The organism is Krasilnikovia cinnamomea, assembly GCF_004217545.1.
GTDB classification, from domain to species: domain Bacteria; phylum Actinomycetota; class Actinomycetes; order Mycobacteriales; family Micromonosporaceae; genus Actinoplanes; species Actinoplanes cinnamomeus.
The window spans coordinates 4,831,877-4,854,239 of the sequence record NZ_SHKY01000001.1 but is presented as its reverse complement, the minus strand read 5'-3'; the positions used below and the strand labels follow the sequence as shown (position 1 = coordinate 4,854,239).

Genomic DNA, 22,363 nt, shown 5'->3' with positions numbered 1-22,363 from the left:
TAGAGTGGACCGAGACGACCTAGGGAGCGCTCTCATGGCCCAGTACGACGAGGTGATCGAGCCCCTGCTCGCCCAGCTGGACCTGTCCGAGAAGGTTTCCCTGCTGACCGGCGCGGACTTCTGGTCGGTGCCCGGCCTGCCCCGCATCGGTCTCGGCTCCCTGATCATGTCGGACGGTCCGGTCGGCGTGCGGGGCACCGGCTGGGCCCCGGACGACCCGTCGATCACCCTGCCCAGCCCCACCGCGCTCGCCGCCAGCTGGGATCCGGACCTGGCCCGCACCGCCGGGCTGGTGCTCGGCCAGGAATCGCGGCGCAAGGGCGTGCACCTGCTGCTCGGCCCGACGGTCAACCTGCAGCGCACCCCACTGGGCGGCCGGCACTTCGAGTGCTACTCGGAGGATCCGCTGCTCAGCGGTGAGATCGGGGCGGGGTTCGTGGCCGGGGTCCAGGCGCACGGGGTCGGCACCACGGTCAAGCACCTCGTGGGCAACGACTTCGAGACCGACCGGATGACCGTGGACGTGCGCATCGGCGAGCGGGCGCTGCGCGAGCTGTACCTGGCGCCGTTCGAGCGGGCCGTCGCGGCCGGCTCCTGGGCCGTGATGAGCGCCTACAACGCCGTCAACGGGCTGCCCATGGCCAGCAACGGGCCGCTGCAGAGCGGCGTACTGAAACGGGAGTGGGGCTTCGACGGGGTGGTGGTCTCCGACTGGCGCGCCGCCCGGTCCACGGTCGACGCCGCGCTGGGCGGCCTGGATGTCGCCATGCCCGCGATGGAGAACCCGTGGGGCGAGCGGCTGGTCGCGGCGGTCCGCTCCGGCGAGGTGCCGGAAGACGTCGTCGACGACAAGGTACGGCGGGTGCTGCGCCTCGCCGCCCGCGTCGGCCTCCTGGACGGGGTGCCACCGGCCGTGTCCGCCCCGCCGGCGGACTTGGACGGCGACGCGGTCGCCCACGAGGTCGCGACCCGCTCGTTCGTGCTGGCCCGCAACGAGAACTTCACCCTGCCGCTGGAACCGGCCGCGCTGACCCGGGTCGCGGTGATCGGCGCCCTGGCCCTGGACGCCCGGGTGCTCGGCGGCGGCAGCGCCCAGGTGACGCCGCCGCACGTGGTGTCGCCGTTGGAGGGGCTGGGCCGGGCACTGTCCGGAGTGGACGTCGCGTACGCGGTCGGCGCGGACCCCCGCCCGTTCCTGCCCGCCGCCCGGGGCACCGAGTGGGGTGAGGGGTTCACGGTGACCCTGACCGGCGGCCGGGCGCACGTGTTCACGCTGCCCAGCGCCGCCCTGCGGTGGATCGGCGACCTGCCCGGCGGGCTCGCCCCGGCCGACGTCACCGCGCTGGAACTGCGCGCCATCTTCACCCCGGACGACGACGGCGAGCACACGTTCGCGGTATCCGGCTTCGGCACGTTCGAGTTGTCGGTCGGCGGGCAGACCCGGTTCGCCGGAACCCTGCACCCGGCCGGGACCGGGCGCGCCGAACTGCTGCTGTCCCCGCGCGAGCACCGGGTGGGGGTGCGGCTGGCGGCGGGGGTGCCGGTCGAGGTGGTGCTGCGGCAGAGCATCACAGCCGGGCTGGCGCACACGGTCGCCACCACCCTCGGGCACCGGCCGCCCGGCCCGGACGCCGACGGCATGATCGCCGAGGCCGTGAAGATCGCGGCGGAGTCGGACGTGGCCGTGGTCGTGGTCGGCACCACCGAGCAGGTCGAGTCGGAGGGCTTCGACCGTCCGTCGCTGGCGCTGCCCGGCCGCCAGGACGAGCTGGTGGCGCAGGTCGCGGCGGCCAACCCGCGTACGGTCGTGGTGGTCAACGCGGGCTCACCGGTGCTGCTGCCGTGGGCCGACGACGTGGCCGCGGTGCTGCTGACCTGGTTCCCCGGGCAGGCGGCGGGCGCGGCCCTGGCCGACGTGCTGCTCGGCGTCGCCGAGCCCGGCGGGCGGCTGCCGACGACCTGGCCGCGCCGGGCCCAGGACTGCCCCGTCCTGGCCGTCGACACGACCGGCGGGGTGGTCCGGTACGACGAGGGCGTGTTCGTCGGCTACCGGGGCTGGCAGCGCGCGGGCCGCCCGCCGCGATACGCGTTCGGGCACGGCCTGGGCTACACCACCTGGGTGTACGAGTCCCTGGAGGTGGGCGCGGACGAGGCCGTGGTGACCGTGCTCAACGCGGGCGCCCGGTACGGCCGCGAGGTCGTCCAGGTGTACGCGGGGCCCACCGTGCCCGACCCGCAGCGCCCCCGGCGCTGGCTGGCCGGGTTCGCCCCGGTGGCCGCCCACCCGGGCGAGCGGGTCACGGTGCGTATCCCGCTGCCCGAACGCACCTGGCAGGTGTGGGACTCCGGCTGGCGCACCGTGTTCGGGGCGTACGACGTCACCGCCGCGCACGCACTGGACGATCCCCGGCTGACCGCCACCCTTACGCTCGTACCGGCGGCGTCCGGCATCTGATCGCCACGCCGCCGACGGTCCGGTGTGGACCGTGCCGGCGGGCGAGGGGAGGCACCGGTGACGGTGCAGCGGGAACGCAGGGGCGTCTTCGGCGAGGTGGCCGACACGTACGAGCGGCTGCGGCCGGGCTATCCGGAGCAGCTCGTCACGGACGTGCTGGCCGACGCGGGCGAGGGCCCGGCCCTGGAGGTCGGCGCCGGCACCGGCAAGGCGACGGTGGCGTTCGCGGCGCACGGGATCGCACTGACCTGTGTGGAGCCGGACCCCCGGATGGCGGCCCTGCTGCGCGACCGGATGGCGGAGCGGCCCGGGGTGTCGGTGGTCGCCAGCACGTTCGAGGACTGGCGACCCGACCGTGGGTACGGCCTGCTGTACAGCGCGCAGGCGTGGCACTGGGTGGACCCGGAGCGGCGGCTGGACCTGGCGCACGCCGCGCTGGCGCCGGGCGGGCTGCTGGCGCTGTTCTGGAACGGCTTCCTGCTGGCGGACACCGATCTGCACGCCGCGCTCGCGGAGGTGGACCGCCGGTACTGGCCGGAGGGCAGGGAGGACCAGCAAACATCGCACCGGTGGCGGGTCGACGAGCAGCCCGTGGAGGTCGAGGACTTCGCGGTGGAGTGGGAGCCGCTGGCGCTGCACGGCGACGCCCGCTTCACCGATCTGCGCAGCCGCCACTACCGGTGGGCCCGGACGTACCCGTCCGACACGTACGCGCAGTTCCTGACGACGACGTCGATCTACCGGATGCTCCCGGAGGCCGAGCGCGACGCGGCCCTGGCCTCGGTCGTCGAGGTGATCGACGCCCACGGCGGCACGATCGAGTTCGTCCTCGACACCGCGCTGGCCACGGCCCGCCGGGTGTAGCGGCCACCGCCGGCGCGCCGTGACTCACCAGCGGCCTAGGCGGGTGGCGAGCACGGCCAGCGCGGCCACTCCGGCCGTCGAGGTACGCAGCACGGAGTCGCCCAGCCGCACCGGCGCCGCGCCCGCGGCCACGAACCGCCCCAGCTCCGCGTCGGCGATGCCCCCCTCGGGCCCGACCACGAGCACGATGTCGCCGGAGTCCGGCAGCTTCGCCGCGGTGAGCCGGTCGGTCGCCTCCTCGTGCAGCACGAACGCGGCGCTCGCCTCGGAGATCCGGGCCGCCACCTGCGGCGTCGTGCAGTCCGGCTGCCCACCGACCGTGGGCAGCCACGCGCGGCGTGCCTGCTTGGCGGCCTCCCGCGCGGTGGACACCCACTTCTCCCGGGCCCGCACCCCGCGCTCCCCACGCCACTGGGCGATCGCCCGGGAGGCGGCCCACGGCACGATCTCGTCCACCCCCACCTCGGTCATCGCCTGCACGGCCAGCTCCCCCCGGTCCCCCTTGGCGATCCCCTGCACCACCACGAGACGCGGATCCGGCGCAGGCGACATGGTCCGCGAGCCGAGCGCCACATCGACGCTGCCCCGCCCGACGCGCAACACCGAGCCGACCACCGAACCACCCCGCCCGTCGGCCAGGATCAGCCCCTCGCCGACCCGCATGCGTTGCACGTCGGCGGCGTGGTGACCCTCGGGCCCGGACAGCGTGAAGGTCTGCCCCGTGGGCAGGTCATCGACGAGGAACAGCGGCGCGGACATGCCCGCACCGTACCGGTTGTGATCGCACGGACCTGGCAGGGTGCGGGTGCCCGCTCATGAGCCGCCAGGCGAATGGGCTCCCGCGCCCGGTCTCCGCGGGAGCGACGGCCCGAAAGCACGACGGACCTGGGACCGAAAAGAAACTCAATGTCCGTTGAAGGCGTCGCGCATCCGGGAGAAGAAGCCCCCTTGCTTGCTCAGCTCGGCGACGTCCTCGCCGCGGGTCTTGGCGAACTCCCGCAGCAGCCGCTCCTGGTCGGCCGTGAGCTTGGTCGGCGTCTTGACGTCGAGGTGGACGAAGAGGTCGCCGCGTCCCTGGCCGCGCAGGTGCGGCACCCCCTTGCCGCGGATGCGCAGCGTGGAGGCGGGCTGGGTGCCCGACTTGACCTCGATCGCCTCCTCGCTGTCGAGGGTCTTGATGGTCAGCCGGGTGCCGAGCGCGGCCGCGGTCATCGGCAGCGTGACCCGGCAGTGCAGGTCGTCGCCCTTGCGGGAGTAGACGTCGTGCGGGCGCTCGTGGATCTCGACATACAGGTCGCCGGCCGTGCCGCCGCCCGGGCCGACCTCGCCCTGCTGGGCCAGGCGGATGCGCATGCCGTCCTCGACCCCGGCCGGGATCTTGACGGTCAGGGAGCGACGGGTACGGATGCGGCCGTCGCCCGCGCAGGTCGGGCACGGGTGCGGGATGACCGTGCCGTGGCCCTGGCAGACCTGGCAGGGGCGCGAGGAGACGACCTGGCCCAGGAAGGTGCGCTGCACGGACTGCACCTCGCCGCGCCCGCCGCAGGTCTCGCAGGTGGCCAGGTGGGTGCCGGGTGCGGTGCCCGCGCCGGTGCACTGGGTGCACAGCACGGCGGTGTCGACCGTGATCGGCGCCTCGACGCCGAACGCGGTCTCGACCAGGTCGAGTTCGAGGCGCAGGATCGCGTCGGCGCCCGGGCGGGTACGCGGGCGCGGGCCGCGCGCGCCGCCGCCGGCCGCGGTGCCGAAGAAGGCGTCCATGATGTCCTGGAAGCCGACGAACGGTCCGGCGCCGCCGGGCCCGGCCGGTCCACCGCCGCCCCCGGGAGCGAGGGGGTCGCCGCCGAGGTCGACGATCTGCCGCTTCTGGTCGTCGGAGAGAACCTCGTACGCCGCGTTGATGTCCTTGAACTTCTCGTGCGCCTCCGGGTCGGGGTTGACGTCCGGGTGGTACTGGCGAGCGAGCTTGCGGTACGCGCGCTTGATCTCGTCGTCGGTGGCGTCCCGGTTGATCCCGAGAATTCCGTAGTAGTCCTTGGCCACTGGGGTTCGAGTCCTCATGTCTGCCACGCCCGTGCGGGCACTCGTCGTCGCGGATCCGTCAGTTCTGTGCCAGCAGGTCGCCCATGTAGCGTGCCACGGCACGCACGGTAGCGATCGTGCCGGGGTAGTCCATGCGGGTGGGGCCCAGCACGCCGAGCCCACCGACGATGGTGGCACCCGGGCCGTAGCCCGTGCTTACCACCGACGTCGACCGCAGATTGTCGATCTTGTTCTCGTCGCCGATGCGGACCCGGGTGGTGCTGGGCTCCACCTCGCCGATCAGCTTGAGGAGGATGACCTCCTCCTCCAGCGCCTCCAGGACGGGGCGCAGGGTGCCCTGGAAGTCCAGCACGCTGGCCCGGGCCAGGTTGGCCGTACCGGCCAGGGCGACGCGTTCCTCGCCGCGCTCCACCAGGGTCTCCAGCAGCACCGTGGCCAGGCACGCCACCGTCGTACGGCGCTCCGGGGCGGTCTCGTCGACCAGGCCCTGGACCAGCGGCGGGGTGTCCGCGAGCTTCTGCCCGGCCAGCTTCTCGTTGCACCGGCGGCGCAGCTCCGTGACGTCGTCGGGGCCCACCGGCGCGGGCAGCTCCACCAGGCGCTGCTCGACCCGGCCCGTGTCGGTGATCATGACGAGCAGCAGCCGGGTGGTGGAGATCGGCACGAGCTCCAGGTGGCGCACGGCGGAGCGGGACAGGCTCGGGTACTGCACCACGGCGACGTGCCGGGTGAGCTGGGCCAGCAGCCGCACCGTACGGTGCACCACGTCGTCGAGGTCGACCGCGCCGGCCAGGAACCGCTCGATCGCCCGGCGCTCGGCCGGACTCAGCGGCTTGACCCGGGAGAGCCGGTCGACGAACAGCCGGTAGCCGAGGTCGGTCGGCACCCGCCCCGCGCTGGTGTGCGGCTGGCGGATGTAGCCCTCCTCCTCCAGCACGGCCATGTCGTTGCGCACGGTCGCCGGGGAGACGCCGAGCTGATGCCGCTCCACCAGGGCCTTGCTGCCCACCGGTTCCTGGGTGGCGACGTAGTCCTCGACGATGGCGCGCAGCACCTCGAGCTTGCGGTCATCGAGACTCATCGGACCCCTCCCCCCGGTCTGGTCGGTCAGCACCTGACTGGCACTCGGCTTGAGCGAGTGCCAGTCTACGTCGCCGCGGCCGATGGCGCGATGATCGCGCGCCACCCGGCCGGGGTCCCTTAGCCGACTGTCTATTCTTCGACGCCGTCCGCATGTTGACCTCGACCGTGTTGAGCTGCGGCCCTACCCTCTCTGGCATGACTGAACCGCCGCGCCCGCCCGGTGAGGGGAACCCAACGGACCCCACCGCGCCGTTCAACCCACACACGGGCAACGAGCCGACGCCCGGGTCGGCTCCGCCGCCTCCGCCCGGTGCGCCCCAGCCGCCCCCGTACGGCAGCCCGCCGCCCAGCTCGGGGGCCGGGGGCTACCCGCCGCCCAGCTCCGGCGCGGGCGGGTACGCCCCGCCGCCCGGCGGTGGCTACGGGCCCCCGCCCGGCGGTGGCTACCCGACCGGGGGCACCCCGCCGCAGTACGGCTACAACCCGGGCGGCGCCAACGAGGACAAGACCTGGATCCTGGTCGCCCACTTCGGCGGCGCGGCGGGCGCGTTCTTCGGCGGCGGCGCGGCGGGCTGGATCGGCCCGCTGGTCGCGTTGCTGGCCCGGGGCAACCAGTCCCCGATCGTGCGCCAGCACGCGGTGGCCGCGCTGAACTTCCAGCTCCTGTGGACGATCATTGCGGTGGTCGGCTACGCCCTGATGTGCATCGTCATCGGCATCATCCCGGTGATCGGCGCGATCATCGTGGGCACGATCTTCGGCATCATCGCCGGGGTCAAGGCCAACAACAACGAGCCGTACTCGTACCCGATGACCGTCTCGATGATCAAGTAACAGCCCCTGGTCGTGGCGCCGGGTTCACCCCCGGCGCCAACGCCGCGGCGCTACGGCAGCAGGTCGCGCACGACCGCGTCGGCCAGCAGCCGCCCGCGCAGGGTCAGCACCACCCGCCCGGCCGCGTACGCCGCCGGGTCCAGCAGCCCGTCGTCGTGCGCCCGCCGCGCACCGGCCAGCCCCGGTGCGTCCAGCGCGGCCAGCGGCAGCCCGTCGGCCAGGCGCACCCGCAGCATGACGTCCTCGGTGTGCCGGTCGGTCTCGGTGAGCAGTTCTCGGGCCTGCCCCGGCGAGACGCCGTCGGCCAGCCGCGCCGCGTACGCCGCCGGATGCTTGACGTTCCACCAGCGCACCCCGCCGACGTGGCTGTGCGCGCCGGGCCCCAGGCCCCACCAGTCACCGCCGGTCCAGTACAGCAGGTTGTGCCGGCACCGGGCGGCGGGCGTGGCCGCCCAGTTGCTCACCTCGTACCAGGACAGCCCGGCCGCGCCGAGTGCGGCGTCCGCGGCCAGGTAACGGTCCGCGGCCACATCGTCATCCGGGTACGGCAGCTCGCCCCGGCGCATCCGCGCGGCCATCCGGGTGCCGTCCTCCACGATCAGGGCGTACGCGCTGACGTGGTCGACCCCGGCCCCGGTCGCGGCGGCCAGGGACGCGGCGAAGTCCTCGGCGCTCTCCCCCGGCGTCCCGTAGATCAGGTCCAGGTTGACGTGGTCGAACCCGGACTCGCGGGCCTCGGTCGCGGCCTGCGGGGCCCGCCCCGCGGTGTGCCGTCGCTCCAGCACCTGGAGAACCCCGGGTGCGGCCGACTGCATGCCCAGCGAGATCCGGGTGTACCCGGCCTTGCGCAGCCGCTGCAGCGAGCGCGGGGTGACCGACTCCGGGTTGGCCTCGGTGGTGACCTCCGCGTCGGCGGCCAGCCCCCAGGTGGCGTCGATGCCCTCCAGGATCCGGGCCAGGTCGTCCGGGTCGAGCAGGGTCGGGGTGCCGCCGCCGACGAAGACCGTGTCCACCCGCGCCGGCGGGTTGTCCAGCACCCGGGCGGCCAGGGCCAGCTCGGCCAGCACCGCGTCGGCGTAGCCCTCCCGGCTCGCGCCGCCGCCCAGCTCGCTGGCCGTGTACGTGTTGAAGTCGCAGTATCCGCACCGGCTGGCGCAGAACGGCACGTGCACGTAGACGCCGAAGCCCCGCGCGCCCACGTCGGTCAGGGCGGCGGCGGGCAGCGAGCCGTCACCGGGTACGGGCTCGCCGTCGGGCAGGGGGCCGGGCATGTCACTAGTGTGCACGGCCCGCAAAGTGTGCACGGCCGCCGATAGGGTCGGGCGCATGGATCTGGTCCGTACCGCCACCGCCGCCGGGGTCACCACCGTGACGCTGGACAGCCCGGCCAACCGCAACGCCCTGTCGAGCCAGCTGATGGAAGAGCTGCTCGACGCGCTCACCGAAGCGCAGAACGATCCCGCCGTGCGGGCCGTGGTGCTCACGCACACCGGCCCGGTGTTCTGCTCGGGCGCCGACCTGAAGGAGACCGCGAAGGCGAAGGAGGGCGCCCGGGTGCCCGCCGAGCTGCTGGCCGACGTGCTGTCCGAGCTGTGGGAGTTCCCCAAGCCGGTGGTGGCGCGGCTGGCCGGCCCGGCCCGCGCGGGCGGGCTCGGCCTGGTCGCGGCCGCCGACATCGCGGTCTGCACGCGCGCGGCGACGTTCGCGTTCTCCGAGGTACGCCTCGGCGTGATCCCGGCTGTGATCAGCGCCACGGTGCTGCCGCGCCTGTCGTCGCGCGCGGCCGCCGAGCTGTTCCTGACCGGGGACGTCTTCGACGGGGTGCGGGCGGCCGAGATCGGGCTCGTCACCCGGGCGGTCGAAGAGGACGCGCTGGACGCGACGGTCGCCGCGTACCGCGACTCGCTGGTGCGGGGCGGGCCGCTGGCCCTGGCCGGGGCGAAGCAGCTGCTGCGCCGGGTGCCGTCCGACTCGATCAAGGACGAGCTGGCCGAGCTGTCCGAACAGTCCGCCGGCTACTTCCGCTCCGACGAGGGCGTCGAGGGGGTGGCGGCGTTCCGGGAGAAGCGCCCGGCCTCCTGGGTACCCAGCGCGGCGGACGGCTGATCGGAGAGTGACGCGCACCCGTTGACTACGCTGGGGGGCCAGCGAAGAGGGGGTGCGCGTGCGAAGACGGCCGATCGTCCTGATCGCGGTGCTCGTCCTCGTGGCCGCGGTCGCCGTGGTGACCGCGGTCAATTCTCTCGGCGGCAAGCTGCCGCGCCTCGGCCCGGACTGCGTCGTGCAGGCCGACGGCCAGGTGGCGCTGGACGCGGTGCAGATGGCCAACGCGGCCACGATCACGGCGGTCGGCGTGCGCCGCAAGATGCCCGAGCGGGCCGTGGTGGTGGCCCTGGCCACCGCGTTCCAGGAGTCGAAACTGGAGAATCTCGGCGACGGCGACCGGGACTCCGTCGGGCTGTTCCAGCAGCGGCCCAGCCAGGGCTGGGGCACCCCCGAGAAGATCCAGGACCCGAGGTACGCCGCCGACAAGTTCTACTCCGCCCTCAAGAAGGTCAAGGGGTGGGAGCGGATGCGGGTCACCGACGCCGCGCAGAAGGTGCAGCGCTCGGCGTTCCCGAACGCGTACGAGAAGTGGGCGGACGAGTCGGCGGTGCTGGCCCGGGCCCTCACCGGGCGCGCCACCGGCGCGGTGACCTGCAGCGTGCCGGGCGACCCGGCGCTGCGCGGCAGGGCGGCGGCCGACGCCCTCGCCGAGGGTCTGCGCCGGGACTGGGGCACGAGCGTCCCGTCGCGGGCGCGGCAGGCGGACGGTCTCACGCTGAGCGTGACCGATGCCGGCACCGGCTGGCGGTACGCGCACTGGCTGGTCGCCCACGCCCGCGACACCGGCCTCGAACGGGTACGTTTTGCTGACCTTGAGTGGCGCGCCGACGCGGGCAAGTGGCAGCCGGTAACCGCGGCGGAGGCGGCGGGCGGCCGCGCCGTGGTGGCCGAAGTGTTCCACTGACCAGGAAATCAACGGATGTGAGTGGATACGCCCGGCGGAAACGCCCGTCCGTTCACATTGCTCTCCGTGGCGTGACGAACCATCGCTGGTCATTGCGCTGCGTATATATCGACATGGACAGACAGCTACCGCCCTGGTACTAGTAAGGGCGTGTCAGGGGCCGTGCAATGGATCGTGCTCGGAGCCGCGAGCGTCACCGCCGTTCTCGTGGGGGTTCACCGGAACCGGCCCGCCCGCGTCGGGCCGTGGCTGCTGCTGTCCGGCGCGCTGGCCAGCCTCGCCGTGGGCGACGTCTGCTACGCGCTCGGCGAGACGGCCTCCGCCGACCTGTCGTACGCGATCATGTTTCCGCTCCTGGCGCTGTCCCTGCTGCAGCTCACCCGCGGCGGCGCCATCCTGGTCGACCGGGCCCGCCTCATCGACCTGCTGGCCTTCACCTGTTCGGTCCTGCTCGTGGTGTGGGTCTTCGTGCTCGGCGGCGCCGGCGACGTCGGCGCGATCTCCGCCCCCGACGTGCTCGGCGACCTGCTGCTGATCGCGGTCGCGACCCGCCTGACGGTGGCGGCGTGGCGCAACTGGTCCGCGCTGCTGTTACTGGTGGGCGCGCTCGGCCTGCTGGCCGCCGACCTGACCTACCCGCTGACGCCCGGCCCCCTCGCCGAGACCGGCTACACGATCCTGTACGTCTCGTGGGGTGCCGCCGCGCTGCACCCGTCGATGACCCGGCTGACCGCGCCGCACCAGGCGCGCCCGACCCCGTGGCGCGGCCGGTGGGCCGCACTGCTGGCGGTGTCCGTGGCCACCCCACCGGCGGTGCTGCTCATCGAGGCGGTCACCACCGGGGTCACCGACGGGGTGGTGATCGCCGCCGCCAGCGTGATCACGGTGGTGCTCACCTTCACCCGGCTGGCCGACTCGCTCAACCAGCACAGCGCGGCGCTGACCCGGGAACGGGGGCTGCGCGAGGCCAGCGCCGCCCTGGTGGCCGCCGCCGACCTGCCCGCCGTGGACGACGCGGTCCGCGCCGCCGTGCACCAGCTACTGCCGGACGGCGTACACCGGATCACGTTCGCCACGGACGACCGACAGCTCGCGATCGCCGCCCCACCGGTCGTGGACGACCACCGAAGGCTCGCGCTGACCGCCGCCCCGGGCGGGGACGACCGCCGGCCCGCGATTGTCGAGGACGACCGCCGCCGCGCGCCCGGCGGGAGCGAACGCCGGCCGGGTTCCGCCGCCGTGGGCCACCGCGAGCGCAGTTGGTGGCTGCCCGATCCGGCCGCCGCCGACGGTGAGGCGACCCTGGTCTGCCCGTTGTGGCTGGAACCGCTCGCGGTGGCCCGGCCCAGCGGCGGGGCGCTCGTGCTCACCGGCGCCCGGGACTCGCTCGGCCCGGCCCGTGACACCCTGGAGGTGCTGGCCGGGCAGGCGGCCCTCGCGCTGGACCGCATCTCGCTGGTCGACGCCGTGGGTCGCCGCGACAGCGACCTGTACCTGCGGGCGGTCATCCGCAACACCGCCGACGCCATGCTGGTCATCGACTCCGACCAGCACATCCGGTACGCCAGTCCGGCCGTACGCCGGCTCGTCGGCGTCACGGAGCTGACGCCACTGGCCACCCTGCACGACCTCGTGCACCCCGACGACCGGGCGCAGGTGCGCGACGCCCTGCGGGCCGACGGGGACGGAGTGGTGTTCTGCGCGCTGCTGCGCCCCGACGGCACCCAGGTGTTCGTCGAGGCCACGTACCGGGATCTGCGCGAGGACCGGCTGGTTCAGGGCTTCGTGGTGACCATGCGCGACGTCACCGACGGCCACGAGCCGGGTGAGCGGCTCCCCCGGCTCGATCACGTCGGCGAACTGCCCGCCCGGGTCAACCGGCGCAGCGCCCAGCACAAGTTCCGGTACTGAGCGCCGCGCCGGCGTGAGGTATTCAGTTTGGCCGGATGCCGACCGGGCTCAGCGGGTGATGCCGCGGCGGCCCATCGCACCGACCGCCAGCGCGACCCCGATCGCGGCCAGCACGACCTGGAAGAGCAGCTCGGTCCAGTCCATGCCACGGGTGTCCGCGACGCCCACCGCCCGGGCCAGCACGGTGCCCAGCAGCGCGGCGCCGACACCGATCACCATGGTCAGCCAGATCGGGATGTTCTGCCGGCCTGGTACCACCAGGCGGCCCAGCGCGCCGATGATCAGGCCGACGATGATGGCGCTGAGGATGCCGGTCACAGTCATGGGAAACCTCCTTGGGGGGTCTTAAGTTCAGGCCCCCACAATTTCCCGTCCGCACCCCGCCCAAACCCGGGTTACTTCTTTCCGGTGCCTTTCGATTCGACCGAATCGGACGTCGACAGCGCGGCGATGAAGGCCTCCTGGGGCACCTCCACCCGGCCGACCATCTTCATCCGCTTCTTGCCTTCCTTCTGCTTCTCCAGCAGCTTGCGCTTGCGGCTGATGTCACCGCCGTAGCACTTGGCCAGCACGTCCTTGCGGATCGCCCGGATTGTTTCGCGGGCGATGACGCGGCTGCCGATCGCCGCCTGAATGGGCACCTCGAACTGCTGGCGCGGAATCAGCTTCTGCAGCTTCGAGGCGATCGTGACCCCGTACGTGTAGGCCTTGTCCTTGTGCACGATGGCGCTGAACGCGTCGACCGGCTCGCCGTGCAGCAGGATGTCCACCTTGACCAGGTCGGCGACCTGTTCCCCCGAGGGCTCGTAGTCCAGCGACGCGTAGCCCTTGGTCTTGCTCTTGAGCTGGTCGAAGAAGTCGAAGATGATCTCCGCGAGCGGCAGCGTGTAACGCAGCTCGACCCGCTCCGAGGACAGGTACTCCATGCCGAGCATCTGGCCCCGGCGGCTCTGGCACAGCTCCATGACCGCGCCGACGTACTCGTTGGGCACCAGCACGGTGGAACGCACGACCGGCTCGTGGATCTCGGCGATCTTGCCGGTGGGGAACTCGCTCGGGTTGGTGACCACGTGCTCCACCGCGTCCTCGGTGTAGACGCGGTAGACCACGTTCGGTGCGGTGGAGATGAGGTCGAGGTTGAACTCGCGCTCCAGGCGTTCCCCGATGATCTCCAGGTGGAGCAGCCCCAGGTAGCCGCAGCGGAACCCGAAGCCCAGCGCCGCGCTGGTCTCCGGCTCGTACGTCAGTGCCGCGTCGTTGAGCTTGAGCTTGTCGAGCGCGTCGCGCAGCGCCGGGTAGTCCGAGCCGTCGATCGGGTACAGCCCCGAGTACACCATCGGCTTCGGGTCCTTGTAGCCGCCCAACGGCTCGGCGGCCGGACGCGCGTTGCCGGTGACAGTGTCGCCGACCCGGGACTGGCGCACGTCCTTCACGCCGGTGATCAGGTAGCCCACCTCGCCGACGCCCAGCGCCCCGGCCTTCTCCATCTCGGGTGAGACCACCCCGATCTCGAGCAGCTCGTGCACGGCGCCCGTCGACATCATCTTGATCCGGTCGCGGGCCTCGATCCGGCCGTCCACCACCCGGACGTAGGTGACCACGCCGCGGTAGACGTCGTACACCGAGTCGAAGATCATCGCGCGGGCCGGGGCGGCCGCGTCCCCGACCGGAGGTTTGAACTCGCGGACGATCTCGTCGAGCAGGTGGTCGACGCCCACCCCGGTCTTGCCGGAGACGCGCAGCACGTCGCTCGGCTCGACGCCGATCAGCTTCGCCAGCTCCTCGGCGTACTTCTCGGGCTGGGCGGCCGGCAGGTCGATCTTGTTGAGCACCGGGATGACGTGCAGGTCGTTCTCCATGGCCAGGTACAGGTTGGCCAGCGTCTGCGCCTCGATCCCCTGCGCGGCGTCGACCAGCAGGACCGCCCCCTCGCAGGCGGCGAGACTGCGCGACACCTCGTATGTGAAGTCGACGTGGCCCGGGGTGTCGATCATGTTGAGGACCGCGGACTCGCCCTGCTGCTCGCCCTCCCGGACCACCCACGGCATGCGTACGGCCTGGGACTTGATCGTGATGCCGCGCTCACGCTCGATGTCCATCCGGTCGAGATACTGCGCGCGCATCTGGCGTGGGTCGACCACCCCGGTGATCTGCAGCATGCGGTCGGCCAGTGTCGACTTGCCGTGGTCGATGTGCGCGATGATGCAGAAGTTACGGATGCGGCCAGGGTCGGTCGCTCCGATGACGTTCACGGGGTCGAGCGGTGCAGGCACGATCGTCCGTTCTTCTCGAGCTGGATGCGTCTGCGACGGTCAACGCTCACGCCGACCGCCACCTATCGTCCCACGCCCCGCGCCGGCGCTTGGCCACACCCGGCCCGCGGCCCTGCGCCCCCGGACCCGTCCGCCGCGCTGGCGCCCCCGGCCAGGTGAGCTTCGCCCGGTCGCTCACCCTCCTGGTCAGGTCGGACCGGTTCTGGTCGATCGGTACGCCGGGACTCGAGATCGGGAGGCGAGATGAACGGCGTGCCGCAGCAGCACCCGGCGGCCGACGTGGCCGCGCCGCCGCCCGGGGACGGCGTCCGGGCACCGTTCGATCGCGACGAGGCGAACCGGATACTCGACGAATACGAGGACAGTTCCGACTTCGATCTGGCTGAAGCCGAGCGGCTGGCGGCCCACTACGAGGCGGCCGCCGCGGCCAGCGGTGAGACCGAGCTGCTCTGGCGCGCCCGCCTGCTCCGCGCCGACATGCTCGAATGCCGCGGTGAGCCCGCCGAGTCGGTACGAATCCTGTCCGACGCCCTGGACTGGGCGAAGGTTCACGACTGCCGGCGGGTGCAGGTCCGCGCCCACCACGTGCTGGCCCGGCTGTACCACCTGATGGGCGACCTGGCCGCGACGCTGGATCACACGTTGCAGTGTGTGAGCGCACTGGACGACACCATCCCGATCGCCAACCGGATCGGCTGCCTGATCAAGCTTGCCGACGCATTCGCCATGACCGGGTCCGTCCCGGCCGCGCGGGAACGCTACGACCAGGCCGAACGGCTGGCGGCCGAACACGGCATCGTGACCCGGCAGATGGCCGCCCTCAACAACTGGGCCTACACCGAATACGAGGCGGGCGACGGAGCCGGCGCCCGCGAGGTGCTCGCGCGGCTGCGCCAAGTCGCGCACGCGCACGGCGAGCCACTCAACTCCAACGTGCTGGACACGGTCGCCCGGGTGGAGATGCTGTGCGGCGATCTCCCCGCGGCGCTGCGGGCGGCCCACGACGCAATCGCCGTCTTCCGGCGGGAGAACCGCGTACGGGAGGTGGACGCCGAGACGGACCTGCTGCTCACGCTCGCCCTGGTGCAGCGGCGCAGCGGTGACCTCGAAGCCGCGCTGGGCACCGTCACCGAGGTACAGCGCAGGTGCGAGCGGCTCCCGCTGGTGACCAACGCCGCCCAGGCCCTGTCCGAGCTGGCCGAGATCCACGCCGCCGGCGGCGACTTCGAACGCGCCTACCGCGCCGTACGCGAGTTCAACGCCGCCCAGGAGCAGCTCAGTTCCGCGCAGCACGAGATCCAGGCGCGCAACCGCCGGGTGATGTTCGAGGTGGCCGAGGCGCGCCGGCAGGCCGAATGGTTCCGCGAGCAGGCCCATCGCGACGCCCTCACCGGCCTGCACAACCGCCGCTACGTCGACGAGCACCTGCCCCCGCTGCTGCGCCGGGCCGCCGCCGACGGCTCCCGCGTGACGATCGCCCTGCTCGACCTGGACCACTTCAAGCGGGTCAACGACACCCTCTCGCACGAGGCCGGCGACCAGGTGCTGACCACCGTGGCCGGCCTGCTCGACACGGTCGAGACCGGCCCCGACGGGTTCACCGCGCGGCTCGGCGGCGAGGAGTTCCTGGTGGTGGTGCGCGGCACCGACGCGGACGGGGCGCTGGCCCGGCTGGAGGCGCTGCGCCGCACGATCGCCGCGTACCCGTGGCAGCCGATCACCGGGGACCTGCCCGTCACCACCAGCATCGGCGTCGCGGCGGCCACCGCGGACAGCACCCAGAGCAGCCTGCTCGGTGAGGCCGACGCGGCGCTGTACACGGCGAAGCGGGCCGGCCGGGACCGGATCAGCGTCGCCCCGGCCACCATCGAGCCGAAGCGCCGGCGCTGGCGCGACGCGCCCCGCCTGGCCTCGTAGCCGGACTCCAAAGGGAGCTCGTAGCCGGACTCCACAGGGAGAGAGACTCCACAGGGAGAGAGATGAACGCAGTGCCGGAGGCGGAACCCGTCCCGCCGTTCGACCCCGCCGCGGCCGCCCGGATGCTCGACCAGTTCGAGGACGACGGCGACTTCGACGTCGCCGCGACCGAGCGCATCGCGGTCGAGATCGAAGGCGCCGCCGAGGCGCACGGCGAGACCGAGCTGGTCTGGCGCGCCCGGCTGCTGCGCGCGACGATGCACGAGTACCGCGGTGACCTCGCCGCGTCGGCGCGGATCCTCTCCGACGTCCTGGCCTGGGCCGACGCGCACGAACGCCGCCCGGTGGCGGCCAGCGCCCACCGCATGCTGGCCCGGCTGCACCGGGCGATGGGCGACATGGGCGCCTCCCTGGATCACAGCCTGCAGTGCGTGAACGCGCAGGACGACACCACCCCCGTGTCGATCCGGATCGCCTGCATGATCAAGCTCGGCGACGCGTTCGCCCGGACCGGGTCCCCCGACGCCGCCCGCGAGCGGTACGAGGAGGCCGACCGGCTCGCGATCGAGACCGACAACCCGTACAAGCGGATCATGGCCCTCAACAACTACGCGTACGCGGAGTACGAGGAGGGCAACGGGGAGCAGGCCCGGGCCGTGCTCGCACGGTTGCGTGAGGTCGCGCAGGCCCACGGGATGCCGCTCGGCTTCTCGGTACTGGACACCGTGGCGCGGGTGGAGACGCTCTGCGGCGACCACGATGCGGCGGAGCGGGCCGCGCTGGCCGCGCTCGACGCCCTGAGCGGCGAGGACCTCACCCAGGACGCCGACGCCGAAACGGATCTCCTGCTCACCCTGGCGCTCGTGCAACGACGCAAGGGCGACCTGGCCGCGGCGCTGCGCACGGTCACGCAGGTCCAGCAGGAGAGCGAGCGGCTGTCCCTGACGTACAACGCCGCCCAGGCCCTGTTCGAGCTGTCCGAGATCCACGCGGCCGCCGGCGACTACAAGGGCGCCTACCTCGCACTGAGTGACTTCAACGCCGCCCAGGAACGCCTCAGCAGCGCCGAACGCGAAGTCCAGGCCCGCAACCGGCAGGTCATGTTCGAGGTGGCCGAGGCGCGCCGCCAGGCCGAGTGGTTCCGTGAGCAGGCGCTCCGCGACGCCCTCACCGGCCTGCGTAACCGCCGCTACGTCGACGAGCACCTGCCGGCGCTGCTGCACCGCGCCGCCGCGGAGGGCTCGCCCGTCACCATCGCGCTGCTCGACCTCGACCACTTCAAGCGCATCAACGACACCCTCTCGCACGAGGCCGGCGACCAGGTGCTCACCGCAGTCGCGGGCCTGCTCGACACGGTCGAGACCGGCCCCGACGGCTTCGCCGCCCGCCTCGGCGGTGAGGAGTTCCTCCTCGTGGTGCGCGGCACCGACCCCTGCCGGGCCGTGACCCGCCTGGAAGAGCTGCGCCAGAGCATCGCCGAGCACCCGTGGCAGCCGCTCACCGGGGAGCTTCCGGTCACGATCAGCATCGGGGTGTCCGCGGCCACCCCGGACAGCACCCAGCGCGAGCTGCTCAGCGAGGCGGACGAGGCCCTCTACCGGGCGAAGCGGGGCGGCCGGAACCGGGTCCACCTCGCCCCGAACGCCACCGCCCCGAAACGGCGTCGCTGGCGGGACGCCAGCCCCCTGGCCTCGTAGCTCTGTCCCACCCGGCTCTTACACCCGGCGCCCTGGGGCCGTCTTACTCGGGCGGCTCCAGGAACAGCGCGGACAGCCGTGGCAGGCGGCGGCGCATCTCGTCCTCGTCGTCGAAGTCCCACAGCTGGTCGGGATCCGGACGCCCCGGCGGCGCCGGGGACGGTGGCAGCGCGCCGCCGGTGGCCCGCTCGTACGCCCGGGCCGGGACGGCCAGGACCTCCTCCGCCTCGAAGACGGCGCCGTTGTGCGCGGCGGCCCGCACCGGGGGCAGCTCGGCCAGCGAATCCGGCGCCCGCACGGCGTGGGCCAGCGCCTCCCGGCCGTGCGCGATCAGCCAGCCGCGGAAGTGGTCGAAGCCGTCGTCCGAGCACCCGCCGTTGATCAGATATGCCGCCGCCCACAGGTCCTCCGTCGCGGAGGCGGCCAGCACCTTGTCGAGGTGCCGGGCCCAGGCGACGATCTCCTGCGGCTCGCGGGCGGCCAGCTCGGCCACGGCACGCTCGGCCACCTCCTCGGGTGTGCCCGGCCGATCGGCGGTCGCCCGGCCGATCACCGCCCAGAAGTCGTCCGTTCTCATGCCGGGGATGCTGCCAGCCGGGTGCGACATTGTCGGTTCGGCGTTTGCCAGGCACCGGCAGGATGGTCGGCATGCGTGCCGTCTCGCTGCCTGACGTCCCGTACGGCGCCACCGCCGTCCGCCCGGACTGGTCCGCGCTGCCGGCGGCCGTGCGCGAGGCGATCGGCGCCCGCCTGGGCGGTCCGGTGGTGGCCGCGGTCTCGGCCGGTGGCGGCTTCACCACGGCGTTCGCAGCTCTGGTCACCACCGCGACCGGCGCGCGCGGGTTCGTCAAGGCCGCCCCCACGGCCGACCCCACCGCCGACTGGTACGCCCGCGAGGCCGCGATCACGGCCGCCCTGCCGCCCGGCGTACCCGCCGCACGCCCGCGCTGGACCCTCACGGCGGCCGGCTGGTTCGTGCTCTGCCTCGACCCGGTCGACGGGCACGTGCCGGTCCTGCCGTGGGCCCCGGCCGAGCTGGCGGCGGCCCTGCGCGCGTGGTCGGCGGCCGCGGCGGCGCTGCACACCCCGGCCGCGGAGCTGTCCGCTGTCGGGCTGCCACCGCTGGACGGGATCCTGCGCGCCGAGTTCTCCTGGTGGCACGCGATCGCCGCCGGCCACGAGGCGATGCCCCCGGTCCCCGCGTGGGTGCCCGCGCGGCTCGGTGAGCTGGTGGGGCTCGAGGCGGCGCTGCCGGCGCTCGCGGCGGGCACCGGGATGGTGCACGGCGACCTGCGCGTCGACAACGTGCTCATCGACCGTACGGGCGCCGCCTGGCTGTGCGACTGGACCTGGCCGTGCCTGGGCGCCCCGTGGTTCGACACCGTGACGCTGCTGGTCAGCGCGTACGCGAGCGGCCTCGACGCCGACGCCCTGCTGGCGCCCTGGCAGGCACCCCCCGGCGGCGTCGACGGGGCGCTGGCCGCGCTGGCCGGATACTGGCTGGTCCGGGCGGCCGGCGGGCCCAGCAGCGCGTCCCCGCACAGCCGCCAGCACCAGCGGTTCAGCGGCGCTCAGGCACTGGCCTGGCTGGCGGCACGGCGCGGCTGGGCGTAGGCGGGCGGCGGTGGACGACCCGGGCGTTTTTGCGGGCTGCGGGGGTGCTGGTAACCTGGTTCCTCGCGTGTGGTGACGCGCCGTTGTCGGCTGCTGTGACCGCTCGCATGAGACATCATCCGAACCTAGTCAGGACAAGGCTGTCGCGTGGCGAACATCAAGTCCCAGATCAAGCGCAACCGGCAGAACGAAAAGGCCCGGCTGCGCAACAAGTCGGTCAAGTCGTCGCTGAAGACCGTGATCCGCAAGCTGAACGAGGCGAGCGAGGCCGGCAACGCCGAGACGGCGACCGCGCTGCTGCGTGACGCCTCCCGCCAGCTGGACAAGGCCGTCAGCAAGGGCGTCATCCACAAGAACCAGGCTGCGAACCGCAAGTCGGCCATCGCCAAGCGGGTCGCTTCGCTCTCCGCCTGAGGCATCGGGCCGCCACGGCGGCCCGCATCCCGCCCGGCTGAGCACGGGTGGGACAACTCCGGGCACCTCCCGGACCGCGAGGTCCGAGATGGTGCCCGTTGTCGTGTCCGAGCTCGAACCTGCGGGGGTTCGCCACACGACGACCGCCTCAGGCTCCCATCTGAGCCTGAGGCGGCGACAAGGCGCTCGCGCCTGGGACGAGGCTCACCCAGGCGCTGTGCGGCCCGTCTACTCGTAGTGGTGGGACGCCGACTGCCGGGCGCGCTGCTCCGCGTCCAGCTGGTCGGCCCACAGCCGGGTCGTCGGCGCGTCGTTGAGCGCCGCGGCGTAGCGGGGCGCGGCATCGAACGGGCTGGAGTCGACGGGCTCGGCCGTCTGGATCGCCGCCCGCGCGGCCTCGACACGGGCCCGCAGATCGACCGGACCGTAACGGCCCAGTCCGGCGTCACCGTACGTGAAGCCCGCATCCTCGTACTCGGGCTCGGCGGATTCGTAGCCGGCGCCGGCGTCCGCCGCCGCGGGCTCGTGATCCTCGTACCCGTACTCCTGCCGGGCCTCCTCGAACCCGAGCCCCGCCTCCCGGTACGCGGGCTCCGGGTCGTCGAATATCGAGCCGCCCTCGTCGAACGCGGGCAGTTCCGCGTGCGGGGGCGTCCAGATCATCGGGCCGTCGGCAGGCGGCGGGGCGACCGCCGAGCGCAGTGTGGGCCCGGTCCGCCTCTCGCCCCGGGCCGAACGCGGGCCGCCGAGCGGATCGGGGGCCGTCGCGGCACGGCTCACCGCGCCCGCGATCAGGTCGTTGAGCTTCACCATCGCCGCCACTGTCACGGGCAGGACGAGCACACCCCACCAGCTCACCAGCTCGGCCAGCGCGAGCAGGATGGCCAGCGCCACCGAGCCTTCGAGGAACACGAAGCACAGGAACCCGCTGGGGGCGAGGTGCTCGAGCCGGAGCAGGCGCGCGTACAGCGGGGCCTGTTGGCGCGCCGGGGCCCGGCGCGACCGGATCGTGCGGGTCATCGGCCGCTCCCCGATCCGCGGGCGGCCGCCACGGCGACCACGGCCTGCTCCAGGGCGTACCCGCGGTCCTCCGCCCCGCCCTTGACCGCGGCGTTGCAGTCGGCCGCCGCCCGCATCGCGTCGACGAGCCCTTCGGGGGTCCAGCCCCGGCTGCGTTCCTGCGCCTTCTGGATCTTCCAGGCCGGCATCCCCAACGTGCTAGCCAGCTGGTAGGGGTTGCCCCGCCCGGCCGACGCCACCCGCGCCACGGTCCGGACCCCGTCCGCCAACGCGTCCGCGATCGGCACCGGATCGACGCCTACGTGCAGGGCCCAGCGCAGCGCCTCCAGCGCCGCGGGCACGTCCCCGACCATCGCGGCGTCGGCGACCGTGAAGCCGCTGACCTCCGCCCGGCCCCGGTAGTACCGGGCGACCACGGCCTCCGTGATCCGGCCGTCGGTGTCGGCCAGCAGCTGGGAACACGCGGCGGCGATCTCGCGCAGGTCATTGCCGACCGCGGCCAGCAGCGCGGCCGCGGACGCCTCGTCGCACCGGCCGCCGTTGCGGCGGAATTCGTCGCGTACGAAGGCGATCCGCTCGCGGTCGCCCTTGAGCTTGGCGGCGGTCACCACGGTCGCCCCGGCGGCGCGCAGGCCGTCGGCGAACGCCTTGCCCTTGGCGGCGCCGAGGTGGGCGACGATCAGGGTGACGTCCGGCTCCGGGTTCTTCGCGTACGCCAGCAGCGCGGTCACGAGGTCCTTGCGGGCGTCCTGTCCGCCGCGGACGACCAGCACCCGGCGGCCGCCGAACAGTGAGGGGCTGACCATCTCGGCGACCTCGCCCGCGGTGAGCGCGGAGGCCTCGTACTCGCGGACGTCCGCGCCCGGGTCGGCGGCCCGGGCCGCGTCGACGGCCGCCGTGACCGCGCGGGCGGCCAGCAGCTCCTCGTCGCCGAGAACGAGCAGGAGTGGGACAGGTGGGGCAGCGGCGTTCACGCCCCACATCGTCGCACGCTGGCCATCGCCGTCAGCTTGCCTCACTGGCGCGCGCAGACGCCGAACACCGCAACGCGAAAACAGACATATCGGCTATCCGGCATACGGCGGGCAGCGCCCCAACCGCCGAGCAGGCGCGGCGGGCCCACGAGGGGGCGGACGTGATCTGGGGCACATCCGGTACCGATCGCCCGGCGTCGAACCCTTCCGGAGCCCGTCGCCGGGCGTGTCGCCAGCGCGGACTCGGGGCGTCG

At 73.4% G+C, this 22,363-nt stretch carries 18 protein-coding genes and 1 pseudogene; 10 read left to right on the top strand and 9 right to left on the bottom strand.

Annotated elements, in window-relative coordinates; genetic code table 11:
* Positions 1-34: 34 nt before the first annotated feature.
* Entirely contained in the window at positions 35-2,455 is a 2,421-nt protein-coding gene (locus tag EV385_RS22195; RefSeq protein ID WP_130511199.1) for a beta-glucosidase family protein, read from the top strand.
* A 57-nt stretch (positions 2,456-2,512) separates the two neighbouring features.
* Positions 2,513-3,319: a class I SAM-dependent methyltransferase gene (locus EV385_RS35750; RefSeq protein WP_165449554.1), complete on the top strand. Its 807-nt coding sequence runs from the start codon at positions 2,513-2,515 to the stop codon at positions 3,317-3,319.
* A gap of 24 nt (positions 3,320-3,343) precedes the next feature.
* Here the strand turns inward: EV385_RS35750 and EV385_RS22185 are convergent, their stop codons facing one another.
* The 3 genes from EV385_RS22185 to hrcA all read right to left on the bottom strand — a co-directional run bounded on the left by EV385_RS22185 (position 3,344) and on the right by hrcA (position 6,443).
* Positions 3,344-4,078, bottom strand: a complete 735-nt coding sequence (locus tag EV385_RS22185; protein WP_130511197.1) for a 16S rRNA (uracil(1498)-N(3))-methyltransferase — start codon at positions 4,076-4,078, stop codon at positions 3,344-3,346.
* Between the two features lie 144 nt (positions 4,079-4,222).
* The gene (dnaJ, locus tag EV385_RS22180) at positions 4,223-5,362 is read right to left on the bottom strand and encodes a molecular chaperone DnaJ (RefSeq protein WP_207230131.1); all 1,140 of its coding nucleotides are present in this window, start codon (positions 5,360-5,362) and stop codon (positions 4,223-4,225) included.
* A 58-nt stretch (positions 5,363-5,420) separates the two neighbouring features.
* Positions 5,421-6,443 carry a heat-inducible transcriptional repressor HrcA gene (hrcA, locus tag EV385_RS22175; protein ID WP_130511195.1) on the bottom strand — a complete coding sequence of 341 codons (1,023 nt, stop codon included), beginning with the start codon at positions 6,441-6,443 and terminating at the stop codon, positions 5,421-5,423.
* A 197-nt stretch (positions 6,444-6,640) separates the two neighbouring features.
* Here hrcA and EV385_RS22170 point away from each other — a divergent pair, with 197 nt between their 5' ends.
* A complete protein-coding gene (locus EV385_RS22170) occupies positions 6,641-7,279 on the top strand; it encodes a DUF4870 domain-containing protein (protein ID WP_130511194.1) in 639 nt (212 codons plus the stop codon).
* 50 nt (positions 7,280-7,329) lie between these two features.
* On the opposite strand, the gene hemW is transcribed toward EV385_RS22170, so the two are convergent.
* Complete coding sequence (hemW, locus tag EV385_RS22165; RefSeq protein WP_130511193.1) at positions 7,330-8,550, bottom strand: radical SAM family heme chaperone HemW; 1,221 nt, start codon at positions 8,548-8,550, stop codon at positions 7,330-7,332.
* Positions 8,551-8,605: 55 nt separating this feature from the next.
* On the opposite strand from hemW, the gene EV385_RS22160 reads away from it, so the two are divergent.
* The 3 genes from EV385_RS22160 to EV385_RS22150 all read left to right on the top strand — a co-directional run bounded on the left by EV385_RS22160 (position 8,606) and on the right by EV385_RS22150 (position 12,200).
* Positions 8,606-9,385 (top strand): enoyl-CoA hydratase-related protein, encoded by a 780-nt coding sequence (locus tag EV385_RS22160; protein WP_130511192.1) that lies wholly within the window; start codon positions 8,606-8,608, stop codon positions 9,383-9,385.
* 52 nt (positions 9,386-9,437) lie between these two features.
* Positions 9,438-10,289 (top strand): hypothetical protein, encoded by an 852-nt coding sequence (locus EV385_RS22155; protein ID WP_130511191.1) that lies wholly within the window; start codon positions 9,438-9,440, stop codon positions 10,287-10,289.
* Between the two features lie 150 nt (positions 10,290-10,439).
* A complete protein-coding gene (locus EV385_RS22150) occupies positions 10,440-12,200 on the top strand; it encodes a PAS domain S-box protein (protein ID WP_242625011.1) in 1,761 nt (586 codons plus the stop codon).
* A gap of 48 nt (positions 12,201-12,248) precedes the next feature.
* Here the strand turns inward: EV385_RS22150 and EV385_RS22145 are convergent, their stop codons facing one another.
* A complete protein-coding gene (locus EV385_RS22145; protein ID WP_130511190.1) occupies positions 12,249-12,524 on the bottom strand; it encodes a GlsB/YeaQ/YmgE family stress response membrane protein in 276 nt (91 codons plus the stop codon).
* A 71-nt stretch (positions 12,525-12,595) separates the two neighbouring features.
* Positions 12,596-14,473, bottom strand: a complete 1,878-nt coding sequence (gene lepA / locus EV385_RS22140; protein ID WP_130511189.1) for a translation elongation factor 4 — start codon at positions 14,471-14,473, stop codon at positions 12,596-12,598.
* Positions 14,474-14,716: 243 nt separating this feature from the next.
* Here lepA and EV385_RS35195 point away from each other — a divergent pair, with 243 nt between their 5' ends.
* Together EV385_RS35195 and EV385_RS22130 are read left to right on the top strand one after the other, a co-directional pair.
* Complete coding sequence (locus tag EV385_RS35195) at positions 14,717-16,390, top strand: tetratricopeptide repeat-containing diguanylate cyclase (RefSeq protein WP_130511188.1); 1,674 nt, start codon at positions 14,717-14,719, stop codon at positions 16,388-16,390.
* 62 nt (positions 16,391-16,452) lie between these two features.
* Positions 16,453-18,087, top strand: coding sequence for a tetratricopeptide repeat-containing diguanylate cyclase (locus EV385_RS22130; protein WP_130511187.1), 1,635 nt, complete (start codon positions 16,453-16,455; stop codon positions 18,085-18,087).
* Positions 18,088-18,130: 43 nt separating this feature from the next.
* On the opposite strand, the gene EV385_RS22125 is transcribed toward EV385_RS22130, so the two are convergent.
* Positions 18,131-18,664, bottom strand: coding sequence for a DUF4240 domain-containing protein (locus tag EV385_RS22125; RefSeq protein ID WP_130511186.1), 534 nt, complete (start codon positions 18,662-18,664; stop codon positions 18,131-18,133).
* A gap of 71 nt (positions 18,665-18,735) precedes the next feature.
* On the opposite strand from EV385_RS22125, the gene EV385_RS22120 reads away from it, so the two are divergent.
* A complete protein-coding gene (locus EV385_RS22120; protein ID WP_130511185.1) occupies positions 18,736-19,701 on the top strand; it encodes a phosphotransferase in 966 nt (321 codons plus the stop codon).
* Between the two features lie 147 nt (positions 19,702-19,848).
* Complete coding sequence (rpsT, locus tag EV385_RS22115) at positions 19,849-20,115, top strand: 30S ribosomal protein S20 (RefSeq protein ID WP_130511184.1); 267 nt, start codon at positions 19,849-19,851, stop codon at positions 20,113-20,115.
* A 753-nt stretch (positions 20,116-20,868) separates the two neighbouring features.
* Here rpsT and EV385_RS22110 read toward each other — a convergent pair.
* A pseudogene (locus EV385_RS22110) lies at positions 20,869-21,135 on the bottom strand (hypothetical protein); the annotation flags it as partial.
* On the bottom strand, positions 21,132-22,118 hold the full coding sequence (gene holA, locus EV385_RS22105; protein ID WP_130511183.1) for a DNA polymerase III subunit delta: 987 nt from the start codon (positions 22,116-22,118) through the stop codon (positions 21,132-21,134). The pseudogene EV385_RS22110 and the gene holA, both read right to left, overlap by 4 nt.
* Positions 22,119-22,363 lie beyond the last annotated feature (245 nt).